This is a genomic window from Candidatus Merdisoma sp. JLR.KK011 (genome assembly GCF_036941125.1).
GTDB lineage: Bacteria > Bacillota > Clostridia > Lachnospirales > Lachnospiraceae > Laedolimicola.
In genome coordinates this window covers 1,598,464-1,613,215 of record NZ_JAYWSZ010000004.1, presented here as the reverse complement: position 1 = coordinate 1,613,215, position 14,752 = coordinate 1,598,464, and the positions used below count along the sequence as shown (strand labels likewise).

Genomic DNA, 14,752 nt, shown 5'->3' with positions numbered 1-14,752 from the left:
CCAGCAAAAGCCATCACAAGCATCAAAAAAGAGGTAATCCTATGAATAACGTGTTACAAGATAAAGCCGCACGCAGGCTCCTTGCCGCCATCCTGTTTCTTTTCCTGTTAAGCATCCTATTCGATCTGGCAGACGCCTGGAACCACAGCCAAAAGATCCAGGAGCTTCTCCTTACCCAAAACCGCGCCGTCGCCTCCTCCCTGCTGGAGCTGGGCGTATCCGAGGAAGATGCAGCCCAATCCCTCACAAACACAGCCGCAACCCCGGAAGGAGACCGTCTTCTCGCCAAGCTCGGCTTTCACGAAAACACCGATTCCTGGTATATCCCCACCCTTTCCCCCTCCAAAACCCTCACGCTTCTCCTTAAGTCCCTCCTCCTCTTCACGCTCCTGTCAGCCGCCCTCCTCCGCTACCTCCTCCTCCAGAACCGCCTCCAGCAAAAAGCCATCGAAACCGTCTCCGCTTACACCACAGGAAATTTCGACTCCCTCCTGCCCCAGACCGGGGAAGGCACCCTCTACCGTCTGTTCGGCAGCATCAACCACATGGCCGCCGCCCTGAAAGCCGGCCAGGAAGCCGAACACCACACAAAAGAATTCCTGAAAAACACCATCTCCGACATCTCCCACCAGCTAAAAACCCCCTTAGCCGCCCTCTCCATGTACAACGAAATCCTCCTGGAAGAACCCGACCGCCCCGACACCGTCCGCGCCTTCGCCCAAAAATCCGAAGCCGCCATCGAGCGCATGAAAACCCTCATCCTCTCCCTACTGAAAATAGCCCGTCTAGACACAGGCAGCATCACCTTCCAGAAAATACCCTGCCCCCTAACCACACTGCTGGACAAAGCCCTGGAACCCCTAACCCTGCGGGCCAAGACAGAAAAAAAGCAAATCCACCTCCCAAAAAATCCCGCCGGAACCATCCACTGCGATCCCGCCTGGACCACCGAAGCCTTAGGAAACCTCCTAAAAAACGCCCTGGATCACACCCCTGAAGGCAGCCAAATCACCATCCTAACCGAACAAAGCCCCCTGGAAACCCGAATTCAAATCACCGACAACGGCCCCGGAATCCCCCCATCCGACCTACACCACATCTTCAAACGCTTCTACCGAAGCTCCAGCCAGACCACCCCCGGAACCGGCCTAGGCCTCCCCCTCGCCAAAGCCATCATCGAAGGCCAGGAAGGAACCCTCACCGCCCAAAGCCCCCCAGGATCCGGCGCCTCCTTCACCCTAACCCTCCCCAACCTTACAAAACCGTAAGCCCCCTTTCACCCAATTGTCACCTCCCCATGCTACACTACCAAGAAAACAGGAGGATTAAACCCATGGAACTTCTAAACGTATCCCATCTCTGCAAAACCTACGGCACTGCCCCCGCCCAGGTCGAAGCCCTAAAAAACGCTGATTTCACCATGCAGAAAAGCGAATTCACCGCCATCGTAGGCGAATCCGGCAGCGGCAAAACCACCCTTTTAAATCTAATCGGCGCTCTGGACACCCCCACCTCCGGCCAAATCTTCCTAAACGGCCAGGAGCTCTTCTCCATGCCCGAACAGGAACGTACTGTCTTCCGCCGCCGCAACATCGGCTTCATCTTCCAATCCTTCCAGCTTATCCCAGAGCTGACCGTAGAACAGAACATCATCTTCCCCCTGCTCCTGGACTACCAGAAGCCTGACCCGAAAAAAGTAGACGAGCTCCTGGAAGTCCTTGGTCTCGCCAACCGCCGCACCCATCTCCCAAGCCAGCTGTCCGGCGGCCAGCAGCAGCGCACCGCCATCGGCCGGGCGCTTATCCATAATCCCATGCTGATTCTGGCTGACGAGCCTACCGGCAACCTGGACTCCAAAAGCAGCCGGGAAGTCATGGAGCTTCTGACCCATGCAGCCCATCAATACCGGCAGACCATACTGATGATCACCCACAACATGAGCCTCACCGCCTACGCTGACCGGGTGCTTCGTGTATCCGATGGAATTTTAACAGATCTGGGAGGAAACCGCGATGAAAAGCTATCTTAGTCTGATCCCTGCCTACGCCCGTATTCACAAAAAACAAAACCGCATGACCCTTTTGTGCATCGTTCTGGCCGTCTTTCTCGTTACCTCTATCTTCGGCATGGCCGACATGGAGATCCGCAGCCAGAAGCTCCAGGCCATCAAACGCTACGGCAGCTGGCACATCTCGATTCACAATCTTTCGGAAACAGATGCCGCCATCCTGGCACAGCGTCCGGATGTGACCGCCTCCTCCTGGTACAACGTACTCAACTACCGCTTAAAAGAAGACTACTCCATCGGTGGAAAACAAGCTTCCGTCTGCGGAATCGAGCCTTCCATGCTCTCCATTATGAAGTATGAGCTCACCGAAGGCTCCTTTCCAAAAACAGACAGCGAAGTAATTTTAACCAATTCCTCCAAAGAGGTTTTAGGCATTCAGATCGGCGATACCGTTACCCTTCTCACCCCGGAGGGCCCTTCCCGGGAGCTTACCGTTTCAGGGTTCGGCATGGACAATGAAATTGCAATGAAAACGGACGCTGTCATTGCCTTCCTCCCTCTAACCGGCTTTCAGTCCCTGTACCGTCAGGTCCATCAGACAGCGGAGGATGCAGATATGGTCTACTATGTCCAATTTTCCGAGCATTGCAACATCCGCAGAGCCATCCGTGATGTCCGGGAGCAGTTTGGACTTACAGAGGAACAGATCGGACAAAATACGGCCCTTTTAGGGCTTCTGGGCTTTAGCGATGATTCCTTTATCACAGGACTATATCTGACTGCCGGTATCCTGTTTCTTCTGGTTCTGACAGCCGGAGTCCTTATGGTAGCCAGCAGCATGAACAGCAATATTGCACAAAGGACAGAATTCTTCGGGCTGCTCCGCTGTCTGGGCGCTTCTCCAAAGCAGATCCGGCGCTTTGTATGCCTGGAGGCTCTGAACTGGTGCAAGACCGCCATTCCCATAGGCATCCTTCTGGCTGTGGCCGCCGTCTGGGGACTGTGCGGCGCACTCCGTTACTTGAGTTCCATGTATTTTGCTGAAATGCCCATATTCGGCATCAGCATGCCCGGGATTCTGGCCGGTATCATCGTCGGACTTATAACCGTACTTCTTGCCGCCCGCTCCCCGGCAAAAAAAGCTTCCCGTGTCTCTCCCGTCACCGCAGTAAACGGCAATACGGATATGGTACAGGGAATTCAAAAGGCCGCCAATATCAATGTCTGCCGCATAGAAACGGCCCTTGGCATTCAGCACGCACTGCATCGGAAAAAGAATTTTCTTCTGATGACCTGCTCCTTTGCCTTAAGCATCATACTTTTTCTGTCCTTTTATGCCTCAACTGCCTTTATGCACCATGCCATCACGCCGCTGCGTCCCTATACGCCGGATCTGTCCATTGTCAGTCCGGATTCTTCCTGCTCGCTGGATTCTGGCCTTGCCGCAAAGCTTGCCGGATGTCCCGGTGTAAAGCGTGTCTACGGAAGAGCATTTGCCTATGATGTGCCGGCCCGGATTCGTGAACAGGAGCAGACTATCATGCTTTTCTCTTACGATCTGCAGCAGTTTAACTGGGCGGAAGAAGCAGATTATCTTCTGGAAGGGGATTTGTCAAAAATGATAGAGGAGGGAAATTATGTGCTGGCTGTCCACGATGCAGGGGGACAGTCCCTTAAGACTGGAGAGGTCATCCACACGGATCTGGGTGATTTGACGGTTGCCGGAATCTTGTCCCACTGTCCCATCGACGGCGTCCAGGGCACAGAGCGGCTCATCTGCTCAGAGGATACCTTCCGGCGTCTGACCGGAGAATCGGGCTATACTATCCTAGATATGCAGTTGACACGCCATGCTTCGGACGAGGACGTAAACCGCATCCGGTCTCTGGCCGGGGATAAGATTCTGTTCTCCGATCAGCGTCTTTCCAACCAGGATAACCGCGGCGCCTTCTGGGCCTTTTCCCTGTTTTTATACGGCTTTCTCATGGTGATTGTGCTGATTACCTGCTTTCATATTGTCAACAGCATTTCCATGAGCGCTTCTGCAAGGATGCGGCAGTATGGATCCATGCGGGCCATCGGCATGAGCTGTGGGCAGTTTACCAGAATGCTTGCGGCGGAGACCGGCGCATACGCCTTCTCCGGCTGTGCCATTGGCTGCATTTTTGGACTTCCCCTTCACTATCTTTTGTACCAATATCTGGTCACGGCACGCTGGGGAACGCCCTATGAGATTCCCTTCGGGGCCCTGGGGCTGATCGTCCTGGTGGTGCTCGCCGCCTCCGCCGCCGCAGTGCTGCGTCCGGGGAGACAGATCCGGAGAATGGATATTACGGAAGTGATTCATTCGCAATAGCCCTTTTATTTAAAATGAAAATAGATTTATCTATAGCTTTATGGTATACTTTTCATATAAAGAAGCACCAAAACATTTCAGCTTTTATCTAGATGAGGGAAACTGTATGACAATAAAATTTGAATGGGATGAAGAGAAAGCTGCGCTTAACCTTCAAAAACATGGTATCCCGTTTGAAACAGCAGCAAAAGTTTTCTTAGATCAAAACCGCATAGAGATTTATGATAAAGCACATAGTATAAACGAAGACAGATATATTACTATCGGCTTGGCAGATGAAGTCCTCTTCGTTGTATATACAGAAAGATACATGAATATTCGATTAATCTCTGCGCGTCTCGCAACTGCAAAAGAAAGGAGAGTATATTATGGTAACATTTGAATTGGATAAAACAGCCGCACTAACGAAGGAAGAAAAAAAAGTACTTGCAAAAGCCAAAGAGCTGCCCATTACTTATGATGAAGATTCTCCTGAAATGACTGATGATATGGAAAAGGCTTTTGTGGCTGCAAGAAAAGCAAAACCTTATCCCGGTGAATTACTTACCTTGTATGTATCACCCTCTACTATCGAAAAAGTGAAACATATGGGCGCTGATTACATTGCGATATTAGGAAAATTACTTGATAAAGCTGTTTCCGAATATAATGTAATGTAACATTACCTTGCTCTAAAAACATGCGCTTATGAGATACCTCACGGTTCTTCATAAGTGCATGTTTTTTAAAGCCGCAGCTTCATCTGCTTAAATTTACACAATCCGTCCAATCACATCTTTCATCCGTCCGCGCTCTTCCTCTGTCAGAAAGGCCGCATCCGCAGCATGATATAAAAGCTGCCTTTTCTCCTCTGCCGTCATGCCGAGTTCCCCGGACAGCCGGTTGTATTCCCGTTCTATGGTCGTATCCGACACTGTCATATTATCCGTATTCAAGGTCACCTTTAAGCCGGAGCGCAGATATGTAAGAATCGGGTGATCGCAGAAGCTCCCCACTGCCTTTGTCTGCACATTGCTTGTGGGACACATCTCCAAAGGAATCTGCCGCTCCCTCAAAAGGGCCAGGAGCCCTTCGTCCTCCTGTGCCCTGACACCGTGGCCGATACGGGACGCCCCAAAGCGCAGGGCCGCCTCAATGCTCTCCGGGCCGTCCGCCTCTCCTGCATGAATGGTATAGGGTACGCCCAGGCTCTTTGCATATACGAAGAGCTCCTCAAAATCCGCCGTTGGATACAGAGCCTCAGCTCCTGCCAGATCAATAGCCGCCACGCCTCGTCCCAGGTAAGCCGCGGCTGTCTCAATGGTCTTTTTATTCGCTTCCAGATTGTCCGTGCCGCGCATACAGCAGAGAATCAGCTTTGCCTTAAAGAATGACCCTGCCGCAGCCTCCTGCATTCCAAGAACAGCCGCCTTGACGACCTCCTCCTGGGTGAGCCCCTTTCTAAGATGGGACTGAGGCGCAAAGCGCACTTCTGCATACAGCATACCCTGTTCCCGCAGAGAACAGAGAAGGGTGTACATTCCCTTGCGGACAGCCTCCTTTGTCTGAAGCACCAGCAGGGGCAGATCAAACTTTTCCAGATATTCATTCAGACTCCCGCAGTCCTCCGGAGCGGTCAAAAACAGCTTCAGTTCATCCGGATCCTCTGCCGGAAGGGGAATCTGCTGCTCTCCCGCCAGCTCCAGAATCGTCCGCGGAAACAGCGATCCGTCAAAATGCAGATGTAAATCAATCATATCGTTCTCCTATTCCAATTCCGTAATATCCTCACCCCAGACAGCGCTGCCAGAACCTCAAAAGCAATCATCACCGGATAAGCCCCTGACAGATACCAGTACAAAATGGCATTCCACCCGGAGATCTCCGAATATGAGATCCCCCCAAGCAGCACCAGATAGCTGAACAGCAGGGAAGTAAGCGCCAGCCACTCCGACACAGTCTGCTCACTAAGCGTTTTCTTCTTCCGCGCCAATCCAAGCCACAGGCCTCGCAAAAGCAGTCCGCTCAAAAACAGCCACGCCCCAAAGCCAAGAGCCGCAAGCACGCCTCCGCTATAGTGGTAAACCTGGCGGATCCCGTTCAAAATAACACCTTTATAAGCGATCCTCTGAAGCAGCCCGTGCCTCTCCGGAACATCCCAGTACCAATCCACATTCAGCCTCGCCCTCTCCGTCTCAAAGCCGTCCGAATCCGTCCCCAGCTCATAGGTATCCAGAAGCTTCCCGTCCCGGTAAGATTTCAGATAGATTGGCTGGGACTTGTCCTCCACATAGAGCTTTAAATGAAAACGGCACTTCTTTGCTCCCGGCACTGTCCGACCTGTCCCTTCCAGATAAGCGGCGATATCTTCGCTGTCCAGGAATTCAGCCGTCTCAAGGATCTTTCCCTCTGCCGTCTCCGCCCGGAGCGTTATGTCTTCCATCCCCTCATAGACTGCGTACCATCCTGCCAGTTCTATCATATCGGACTCATACCACACCGTCTTATCCCCGGTTATCCGCTCAAAAAGCAGATTTCCGCCGTTCTCGTCCGGCTCGCTGTAAAGATATACAAGGGTTTCCATTTCCTCATAGGAGGTAGTATAGGCAATGGATTTTCCCAAAGCCACGAACAGATCCACCAGGTATTCCTCTCTCCAGGGCGACATATAAGTGGAGGGCATAGTTGCCTGCCGTTCAAGAGTTCCCTCGTCCATGGCCGTTTCCAGCTCGTCCCGTATCTTTAGACAGATCTCATCCGCCATCGCGCCGTTTTCATAATAACCGGCCTGGGCCAGGGCCGTCCGCAGGATCCAGAACACCCAGCCGTCCCGGACCTCCCAGACATCTGCGTCCCCTTCCGGCCCGGCCCAGAATTCCTTGCTGCTCTGAAAATAGGGCTCCAGCTCTTTTAAGGTGGGACATGCATCACACATCCGTGCAAGCTTTTCACTGGTCAGCGTCACCCCGGAAATGTCCTCATTTGGCTTTACAGCCATCATACTTTTATACATCTTAGCAAATCCGCTGTCTTGAAGCTCATTGGTGGTGCGGATTCCGTAATGGCTTTCATTCTGGGCGGCAATCACCTGCCCGGTCAGCCACAGGAACAGAAACGGAACCAGAACCAGAATTCCTTTTCCGATATACGCTCTCTCCCCTGTCTTTCGAAAAAGGCAGAAGACACTTCCAAGATAAACTGCAAGAAACACAAGCAGGAAGGGCACCACCCAGATGGCATCCTCCCGTGTATAAAAAAAACTCACCGTTCCAAAGGCCGCTGCCAGCACCCAGAGCGCCTGCTTTTTCAAAGGCTCCTTCCTCCGGAGATAAAGTGCCAGAAAGCCGCCGAAGATCAGAAGCACCTGGATATAGGAAATGCTGTTCCTATACACCCTCTGAAAAGCCTGCACAGAATAAGAAACCGGATTCCACAGCAGCGCCAGATACAAAAGGCCCATGGCCCAGGTCTTCTTCAAAAGAGGACGCAGGCCATAGACAAAAAGCATACAGCTTATGGTATAGCACAAGGCTGTTACATTCAGATAGGACAGGTGAAAAAAATTGCACACGGCCAGATACAAGGGAAAAAACATCCCCTTGGTCAGAGTCAGATCATTGTATTCCCCGAGCCACTGTCCATTTCGCAGAGTCTCTGCCAGATGCACCATAATCCAATCATCGTGGATCCCCTTGGGCACTGCCATAATGGGCAGATTATAGATCAAAAACTGCTTGAAAAGCCCAAAGCTCGCCATAAAAAGGAACAAAAGCAGTTCCCTTTTCAGAAAAATCTTCTTTAAACTGTCTGTCATACGTTTTCCTGCTTTTCCAGATTCTCCGGCCCGAAGCTTAAGGGGAGAAGCTGTGAAAGGGTATACACCTTGTAATCCTCCGGGCCTGTTCCCAGAACGATCTCAAAGGTGTCCGGATTGCAGAACTCCCTCATCACCTGGCGGCAGATACCGCAGGGCGGCGCAAGCTCCAGGGAACCGCCCGCCGCTCCGCCGATAACGGCAATGGCGGAAAACTCCCGTTCTCCTTCGCTGACTGCCTTCACAAAGGCTGTGCGCTCCGCACAGATTCCAGGAGAATAAGCGGCATTTTCCACATTGCAGCCCCGGTATACTGTTCCGGATTTGGAAAGGAGCGCCGCTCCTACCTGGTAGCCGGAGTAAGGGGTGTAAGCCCTCTCTCTCATCTCAATTGCCTGCCTCATCAACTCTTTGTAATCCATTTTTGAATCCTCCTATTCCAGTTCCGTAATATCCCTCAAAATCCACGGGTATGAAATCAATTTTCAGCCACAAAAACATGTGTCTGCAAATTGATTTGTGCATTTTAAGGGATATTACTGTTTCCCAGTCTCGTAATATCTTATACCTCCCTGTCCAGCGCCATCTGGTCGTATTCCAAAAAGGAAAATCCCAGGCGCTCATACAGCCGCACAGCCGCCTCATTGCTTCTGGACACCTCCAGGCGGAAACGCCGTACCTCTGGGTGCCGCTCGAACATCTCTTGAAAATAACGGCTTCCATAGCCCTTTCCTCTTGCTCCCTCTTTGAGAAAAAGCTCCTCGAACATCATGCATCTTCCGCCTGTCTCGCAGGCGTAATAGATGGTCGTATAGCCAAAGCCCACGATGCGCTCATCCTCCATCAGCACCTGCCCCTCCACGACAGGATCTTCGCTTACGGCATCCGCAAAGGTGCGCTCCAGAACAGAATCCTCCACCGGATGACTGACTGCGTCACTTTGATAGAATTCCTTTACCATAGGAAGCACTTCCCCCCGCATATGCTCCTGCATTCTCTCTATATGAAACATCGGCTCAAAAAACTCCTTTCCTTCCTTTTCTAATTTCTTATTTCTTGTGCCTCTGCCTTTTACAGCTTCCGCTCCAGCCGGCCCTGAATCATGGTCGATGTCAGCAGAATCACAATCGTCCCCACAATCATCAAAGTAGACAGGGCGTTCACATCCGGGGATACGCCCTTGCGCACCATACCGAGAATCTTTAAAGGCAGCGTGGTACTCTCCGGCCCGGCCGTGAAAAAGCTGACGACTACATCGTCCAGGGACATGGTAAGGGCAAGCATTCCTCCCGAGAGCACGCCTGGGGAAATCATGGGCAGGGTCACACGCAGAAAGGTGCGCAGTTCATTGGCCCCCAGATCCCTTGCCGCCTCCTCAATGGAGCGGTCAAAGCCGGCCAGCCTTGCCCGGACGGTAATCACCACAAAGGGCATGGAAAAGGTAACATGGGATATAATCAGCGTCGCCATATTCATGCTCACATTTAAGGAAGTGAAAAAAATCAGCAAGGCAATGGCAAATACCAGCTCCGGAATCACAATGGGGATATAAAGGGAGCTGCTCAGCACATTTTTCAGCTTGAATTCAAACTTGTACAGTCCCAGGGCGCACAGCGTTCCGATGATCACCGAAAGAACCGTGCTCACTCCGGCCACAATGATGGTATTAAAAAAGGACTGCATCAGCTGCCGGTTCTCAAACATCCTCCCGTACCACTCCAGGGTAAAACCCTTAAAGGTAATATTCATTTTGGAGGTATTAAAAGAAAATGCGATTACCACAAAAATAGGAAGATATAAAAACAGGTAAATGAGACAGGCATAAAACACGCTGCCTGGCTTGAATTCACGTACTTTTCTTCGCTCTTTCATGTCTATCCTCCTGCTAAATTTTCTGCTTTCTCGGCTGCTTCCGCCGTGCTCCATCGAAATAACGCTTCGCGTCATTTCGTTGGACGGGCTTCGCCCTATGGAAAAAGATATACTGTGCCAATCTTATGTGCAAGCACAACGCTTGACACAGTATATCTTTTTCCGCACGGCTCATGCCTATGCCATATCTTCCAGACTTCCCACTCTGGTGTAGAGCCGCATCAGGATCAGTGTAATCACTATCAGCACTATGGAAAGCACCGCTCCAAGCGGCCAGTTTCTTGCGGATAAAAACTGATTCTTTATCAGGTTGCCAATATACATCGTCTTTGCGCCGCCCATCATATCGGAGATAAAGAAAAATCCCAGGGACGGAATAAAGGTCTGAATGGATCCGGCAAAGATTCCGGGCATGGTCAGCGGCAGAATCACCCTGGTAAATACATGCGCCTTTCCCGCACCCAGATCCCCAGCCGCCTCCAGCAGAGACGGATCCAGCTTTTCAATGGAAGTATGAATCGGCAGCACCGTAAAGGGCAGAAGGGCATACACCATACCCAGCAGCACCGCCCCGTCCGTGTAAAGCATCTCCAGAGGACGTTCTATGATACCGGTCCACTGGAGAAAGTGATTGATTATCCCCTCCGTCCGGAGCAGGGTATTCCACCCATAAGTCCGGATCAGCGAATTCGTCCAGAAGGGGAGCATCAGAAGCAGAACCAGAAAAGGCTTCCACTTCTTAGGGGCATTTGCAATAATATAGGCAAAGGGATAGCCTGCCAGAAGACAGATCACCGTAGTCTCCAGGGACAGCAGCAGGGAATCTGCAAATACCTTCCCGTACTCGCTCTGGAACAGGTCCGCATAGTTGGAAAGGGTCACGGTAAAATCCACGCCGCCGTAAGCATTCTTTGTCAGAAAGCTGATTCCTATCACATAGGCCAGGGGAATCAGCAGGAACAGAGCCAGCCAGAGTACCGTAGGCCCCACAGTCGTCAGAATCCCCAGGCGTTTTTTAAAAGATTTGATCATTGGTCATTCCCTCTATCTCCACAGACTGCTCAATCACATTGTAGATCTGCTCCTCTGTGGTGCGCATTACCACCACCTTGCCGGGATTCCAGTAGACATTTACCACGGTTCCCACGGGAATCAGTTCATCCTCCGCCGGTGTCTCTGCCTTTAACATCTGGCCGTTTGGCAGTTCCACCAGAGTTTTATTGATGGAGCCCACAAAGATATGCTCCCGTACCTGCCCCCGGAACCGGAAGCCCTCCACAGGCTCTGTTGCAAGCTTCAGGTTCTCCGGCCGCACGCAGAGATACACCATCTCCTCCAGACGGTAGCCCGTCTCGCCGATCCGTGCCTTTCCCGATTCCATGGTCACCCAGATGGCATCCTCGTCCATTTCCTCGATATAGCCCTCGATGATATTGGACTCCCCGATAAAATCAGCCACGAACTTGGTCTCCGGATGGTTGTAGACCTCCTCCGGCGTTCCCACCTGCTCCAGATTGCCCTGGTTCATAACCGCAATCCGGTCGCTCATGGTCAGGGCCTCCTCCTGGTCATGGGTCACATAGATAAAGGTAATGCCAAGCTGCCTCTGCAGATGCTTCAGCTCCACCTGCATCTGCTTGCGCAGCTTCAGATCCAAGGCTCCTAAAGGCTCGTCAAGGAGAAGCACCCGGGGACGGTTCACCAGCGCCCTGGCTATAGCCACCCGCTGCTTCTGTCCGCCGGACATCTGGGAGGGCATCCTCTTTTCCAGGCCGTCCAGGCGCACCAGCTTAATCATCTCCTCCACCCGGCGGCGGATCTCGTCCTTTTTCACCTTCTTCTCCACCAGGCCGAAGGCAATGTTGTCAAATACATTCATATGAGGGAACAGGGCGTAATTCTGAAATACTGTATTGACATCCCTCTCGTTGGGCTTTCTGCTCTCCACATCCACGCCCTCCAGAAAGATCTGGCCGGAGGTAGGGTACTCAAAGCCCGCTATCATCCGCAGGGTTGTGGTCTTGCCGCAGCCGGAAGGTCCCAGCATGGTGAGGAATTCCCCCTCTTCCACCTCAAGGCTCAGACGCTTTACCACACGCTCATCCTCGAAGCTCTTATCCACATCCTTCAGACTGATAATCACTTTATCTCTCGTCTGTTCCATAATCTCCCTCTACAGCGTCTTGTATCCGCGCTCTCCTGTCCGGATCCGCATCACATCATCGATGGTTGAAATAAATATCTTCCCGTCTCCCACGCTTCCCGTAGTCAGCTTCTGCTGGAGCTCGCAGAGAATCTCCTCCAGATCCTCGTCCCAGACTACGGTCATAACATGAATCTTTGGGAGCAGGTTCATATCAAGGTTCAGCTCCTCAAAGTCCTTTGCATCCGCCTTCTGCCGTCCGCAGCCCATGGCTGCGCTCACCGTCATACCAGAGTATTCATTTCTCGCCAGAATTTTCTTGATGGTGTCCAGCTTATCCGGCCTTGTGATAATCTCAATCTTTTTCATAACAGCCACCGCCTTTTAATTTGTCTTCATCTTTGTAAATACTTCGTCGTACCAGACAACCGCATCGCCTACCTCGCCGATCATATCGGCCCGTTCAATCTCGGAGGCCTCCACATTGCTGCCTGGATTGTTCAGATATTCCTCGTCCAGAAGCTCCAAAGCTCCATCATTGAGGCACACACTTGGAAATTCGTCCAGAATCATTTTATAAATCTCCGGCCTGTGGATAAAGTCTATGAACTTCTCCGCATTCTCCACGTTCTGGGCATTGGCTGTCATTACAAAGTTGTCCATGGAAATCTGACAGGGCTCCTCTGTAAATACCACGTCAATGTCGGGGTTCTCCTTGATCGCCATTCCGGCATCCGTATTGTAGACGATACCCACTGCCACGTCATTGGCAGCCAGAAGGGTCTTGGGACTGTCACTGTCGTATGCCTTGATATTAGGCTGCAGCTTCAGAAGCCAGGGAAGGGCTGCCTCGATAACTGCCTGATCGCGGCTGTTGGAATCCTGTCCCTGGGCTTTCAAGGCAATTCCCACAATCTCACGGACATCGTCTACCGCCACGATGTTATTTTCCAAGGCCGGATTCAAAAGATCGTCAAAGGTCTTGATCTCCACGCCCAGCTCCTTACACTTCTCCTTGTTTACCGCAATCACGGTGATGGTGCTCATAAAGGGAATGGTGTACTGATTGTCCGGATCAAAATCCTGGTTCAGGGCGGAGGGGCTGATATTTCCCAGGTTCTCAAGATTCTCCTTGTGAATCGGCTGGATCAGATCCTGCTCTGCCATGGCCTCTACCACATAACAGCTCGCCATTACCAGATCATACTGGTCGGAGCCCCCTGCCGTCAGCTTGGCAAGCATCTCCTCATTGGAGGAAAATGTGGATTCTATCACCTTGATCCCTGTCTCTTCCTCAAAAGCGTCATAGACATCCTGGGGAATGTATTCCGTCCAGTTGTACACATACAGCTTTTCACCGCTCTCCTTCTTTCCGCATCCGGAAAACAGCGCCGCAAAAAGTACCGCTGCCATTAACAGCACACTGCTTCTTCTTTTCATCCTCTGCTCCTCCATTCCAGTTCCGGAATATTCCTGTTTCCAGTTCCGTAATATTCCTCTTAAAAAGCGCTAATGCATAAAAAAATAGGACTGCAGAAAGCTTTACTGACTTTCCCGTCCTATGTGCTTCTAACCAATGAACTCCACCCGCTGCCGGATGAAACCACCATATTAGGCGAGGCTCTTTTTTCTATAACGTTCCCTCGCACTTTGCATTATATATAAAAGTGCGAGGGACGTCAATGGTTTTTTACTTATTTTTTCAATTTTCCCTATTTCCATTGTCTGGAAGCAAGCCGCTGTATATGAACGGCAAGATAGGCCACTTCCTCATTGCTGATGGCTTTATCGTATTCCTTCACAATAAGTGTCCGCACCTTTTCTGCGCATGATATTGCTTTTGGATAGCTTGATTCCATCTGATTATAAAGAAAGTCATCCTCGGATTCCAGCATCTTATCTGTAAAAAAGCGCTCTGCAAAATACTGCATATGGCTAACGAAGCGAGAGTAATGGATGCTTTCCTTATCCGGCTGACAATTCATCACATAAGTGACCGTAGTCATAACCTTGCTGATAAGCTTTGATGCCCGCATAGCATCATATTGTACCTCCGCTTCTTTCTGTGCGTTTACAATATGGAAGGCCACATTTGCAGCTTCCTCCTCCGGCAGAGTGATATCCAGCCTTTCCTTTATCAGCGACAGGGCATAAAGGCCAACCTGGTATTCTTTCGGATAAAAGGTTTTCAATTCCCAGAATACCCGGTTCTCAATGAGTATGTTTTTCTCAAACCTCTCTGCTGCAAAATGCAGATGATCGGTAAGCGTAAGATAAATATGCTCATTCAGAGAAGTGCTCAGGTATGCCTCCGCAAAAGCCACAATTTTCTGTGTAATCTCCAGGTACAAAGGCGGTATCTCCCCTAAAAGCTCCAGAAGCTGCGAACGGTCCGCTTTCGCAACCGGTACAAAAACCCTGCTTTCGGTCCGGATCTCCACCTCATCGCCGACCTTTTTTCCAAAGCCGATTCCTTTCTGAAGAATAATAAATTCTTCCTCCGACTCATCCTCTACAAGAAGCACACTATAATTCAAGATCTTTTTTATATATGGCACCTTCTCCTCCACCCCCCCCCGG

At 51.1% G+C, this 14,752-nt stretch carries 15 protein-coding genes; 5 read left to right on the top strand and 10 right to left on the bottom strand.

Annotated elements, in window-relative coordinates; genetic code table 11:
* The first annotated feature begins 41 nt into the window (after nt 1–41).
* The 5 genes from VV089_RS21575 to VV089_RS21555 all read left to right on the top strand — a co-directional run bounded on the left by VV089_RS21575 (nt 42) and on the right by VV089_RS21555 (nt 5,023).
* The gene (locus tag VV089_RS21575; RefSeq protein WP_334337343.1) at nt 42–1,268 is read left to right on the top strand and encodes a sensor histidine kinase; all 1,227 of its coding nucleotides are present in this window, start codon (nt 42–44) and stop codon (nt 1,266–1,268) included.
* Nucleotides 1,269–1,333: 65 nt separating this feature from the next.
* Entirely contained in the window at nt 1,334–2,029 is a 696-nt protein-coding gene (locus VV089_RS21570; protein ID WP_334337342.1) for an ABC transporter ATP-binding protein, read from the top strand.
* Nucleotides 2,013–4,364 carry an ABC transporter permease gene (locus tag VV089_RS21565; protein ID WP_334337341.1) on the top strand — a complete coding sequence of 784 codons (2,352 nt, stop codon included), beginning with the start codon at nt 2,013–2,015 and terminating at the stop codon, nt 4,362–4,364. The genes VV089_RS21570 and VV089_RS21565 overlap by 17 nt, the downstream gene beginning before the upstream one ends.
* A gap of 106 nt (nt 4,365–4,470) precedes the next feature.
* The gene (locus VV089_RS21560; RefSeq protein ID WP_334337340.1) at nt 4,471–4,746 is read left to right on the top strand and encodes a BrnT family toxin; all 276 of its coding nucleotides are present in this window, start codon (nt 4,471–4,473) and stop codon (nt 4,744–4,746) included.
* On the top strand, nt 4,733–5,023 hold the full coding sequence (locus VV089_RS21555) for a hypothetical protein (protein WP_334337339.1): 291 nt from the start codon (nt 4,733–4,735) through the stop codon (nt 5,021–5,023). Before VV089_RS21560 ends, VV089_RS21555 begins: the two co-directional genes overlap by 14 nt.
* 93 nt (nt 5,024–5,116) lie before the next feature.
* Here VV089_RS21555 and add read toward each other — a convergent pair whose 3' ends face one another.
* The 10 genes from add to VV089_RS21505 form a co-directional block, all read right to left on the bottom strand.
* Nucleotides 5,117–6,100: an adenosine deaminase gene (add, locus tag VV089_RS21550; RefSeq protein WP_334337338.1), complete on the bottom strand. Its 984-nt coding sequence runs from the start codon at nt 6,098–6,100 to the stop codon at nt 5,117–5,119.
* On the bottom strand, nt 6,097–8,157 hold the full coding sequence (locus tag VV089_RS21545) for a hypothetical protein (protein WP_334337337.1): 2,061 nt from the start codon (nt 8,155–8,157) through the stop codon (nt 6,097–6,099). The genes add and VV089_RS21545 overlap by 4 nt, the downstream gene beginning before the upstream one ends.
* On the bottom strand, nt 8,154–8,579 hold the full coding sequence (locus tag VV089_RS21540) for a cytidine deaminase (protein WP_334337336.1): 426 nt from the start codon (nt 8,577–8,579) through the stop codon (nt 8,154–8,156). The genes VV089_RS21545 and VV089_RS21540 overlap by 4 nt, the downstream gene beginning before the upstream one ends.
* Before the next feature lie 140 nt (nt 8,580–8,719).
* The gene (locus tag VV089_RS21535) at nt 8,720–9,169 is read right to left on the bottom strand and encodes a GNAT family N-acetyltransferase (protein ID WP_334337335.1); all 450 of its coding nucleotides are present in this window, start codon (nt 9,167–9,169) and stop codon (nt 8,720–8,722) included.
* A gap of 59 nt (nt 9,170–9,228) precedes the next feature.
* Entirely contained in the window at nt 9,229–10,029 is an 801-nt protein-coding gene (locus tag VV089_RS21530) for an ABC transporter permease (RefSeq protein WP_334337334.1), read from the bottom strand.
* Nucleotides 10,030–10,206: 177 nt separating this feature from the next.
* A complete protein-coding gene (locus VV089_RS21525) occupies nt 10,207–11,061 on the bottom strand; it encodes an ABC transporter permease (protein ID WP_334337333.1) in 855 nt (284 codons plus the stop codon).
* A complete protein-coding gene (locus tag VV089_RS21520; RefSeq protein ID WP_334337332.1) occupies nt 11,045–12,193 on the bottom strand; it encodes an ABC transporter ATP-binding protein in 1,149 nt (382 codons plus the stop codon). The genes VV089_RS21525 and VV089_RS21520 overlap by 17 nt, the downstream gene beginning before the upstream one ends.
* 9 nt (nt 12,194–12,202) lie before the next feature.
* Nucleotides 12,203–12,541, bottom strand: a complete 339-nt coding sequence (locus tag VV089_RS21515) for a P-II family nitrogen regulator (RefSeq protein ID WP_172541220.1) — start codon at nt 12,539–12,541, stop codon at nt 12,203–12,205.
* Nucleotides 12,542–12,556: 15 nt separating this feature from the next.
* Nucleotides 12,557–13,612 (bottom strand): ABC transporter substrate-binding protein, encoded by a 1,056-nt coding sequence (locus VV089_RS21510; protein ID WP_172541221.1) that lies wholly within the window; start codon nt 13,610–13,612, stop codon nt 12,557–12,559.
* A gap of 272 nt (nt 13,613–13,884) precedes the next feature.
* Nucleotides 13,885–14,730 carry a PRD domain-containing protein gene (locus VV089_RS21505; RefSeq protein ID WP_334337331.1) on the bottom strand — a complete coding sequence of 282 codons (846 nt, stop codon included), beginning with the start codon at nt 14,728–14,730 and terminating at the stop codon, nt 13,885–13,887.
* Nucleotides 14,731–14,752 lie beyond the last annotated feature (22 nt).

Bases quoted from the DNA above. Each gene is read 5' to 3' on its own strand.
- VV089_RS21575 (WP_334337343.1), top strand. From the start codon at position 42: ATGAATAACGTGTTACAAGATAAAGCCGCACGCAGGCTCCTTGCCGCC.
- VV089_RS21570 (WP_334337342.1), top strand. From the start codon at position 1,334: ATGGAACTTCTAAACGTATCCCATCTCTGCAAAACCTACGGCACTGCC.
- VV089_RS21565 (WP_334337341.1), top strand. From the start codon at position 2,013: ATGAAAAGCTATCTTAGTCTGATCCCTGCCTACGCCCGTATTCACAAA.
- VV089_RS21560 (WP_334337340.1), top strand. From the start codon at position 4,471: ATGACAATAAAATTTGAATGGGATGAAGAGAAAGCTGCGCTTAACCTT.
- VV089_RS21555 (WP_334337339.1), top strand. From the start codon at position 4,733: ATGGTAACATTTGAATTGGATAAAACAGCCGCACTAACGAAGGAAGAA.
- add (WP_334337338.1), bottom strand. From the start codon at position 6,100: ATGATTGATTTACATCTGCATTTTGACGGATCGCTGTTTCCGCGGACG.
- VV089_RS21545 (WP_334337337.1), bottom strand. From the start codon at position 8,157: ATGACAGACAGTTTAAAGAAGATTTTTCTGAAAAGGGAACTGCTTTTG.
- VV089_RS21540 (WP_334337336.1), bottom strand. From the start codon at position 8,579: ATGGATTACAAAGAGTTGATGAGGCAGGCAATTGAGATGAGAGAGAGG.
- VV089_RS21535 (WP_334337335.1), bottom strand. From the start codon at position 9,169: ATGTTTCATATAGAGAGAATGCAGGAGCATATGCGGGGGGAAGTGCTT.
- VV089_RS21530 (WP_334337334.1), bottom strand. From the start codon at position 10,029: ATGAAAGAGCGAAGAAAAGTACGTGAATTCAAGCCAGGCAGCGTGTTT.
- VV089_RS21525 (WP_334337333.1), bottom strand. From the start codon at position 11,061: ATGATCAAATCTTTTAAAAAACGCCTGGGGATTCTGACGACTGTGGGG.
- VV089_RS21520 (WP_334337332.1), bottom strand. From the start codon at position 12,193: ATGGAACAGACGAGAGATAAAGTGATTATCAGTCTGAAGGATGTGGAT.
- VV089_RS21515 (WP_172541220.1), bottom strand. From the start codon at position 12,541: ATGAAAAAGATTGAGATTATCACAAGGCCGGATAAGCTGGACACCATC.
- VV089_RS21510 (WP_172541221.1), bottom strand. From the start codon at position 13,612: ATGAAAAGAAGAAGCAGTGTGCTGTTAATGGCAGCGGTACTTTTTGCG.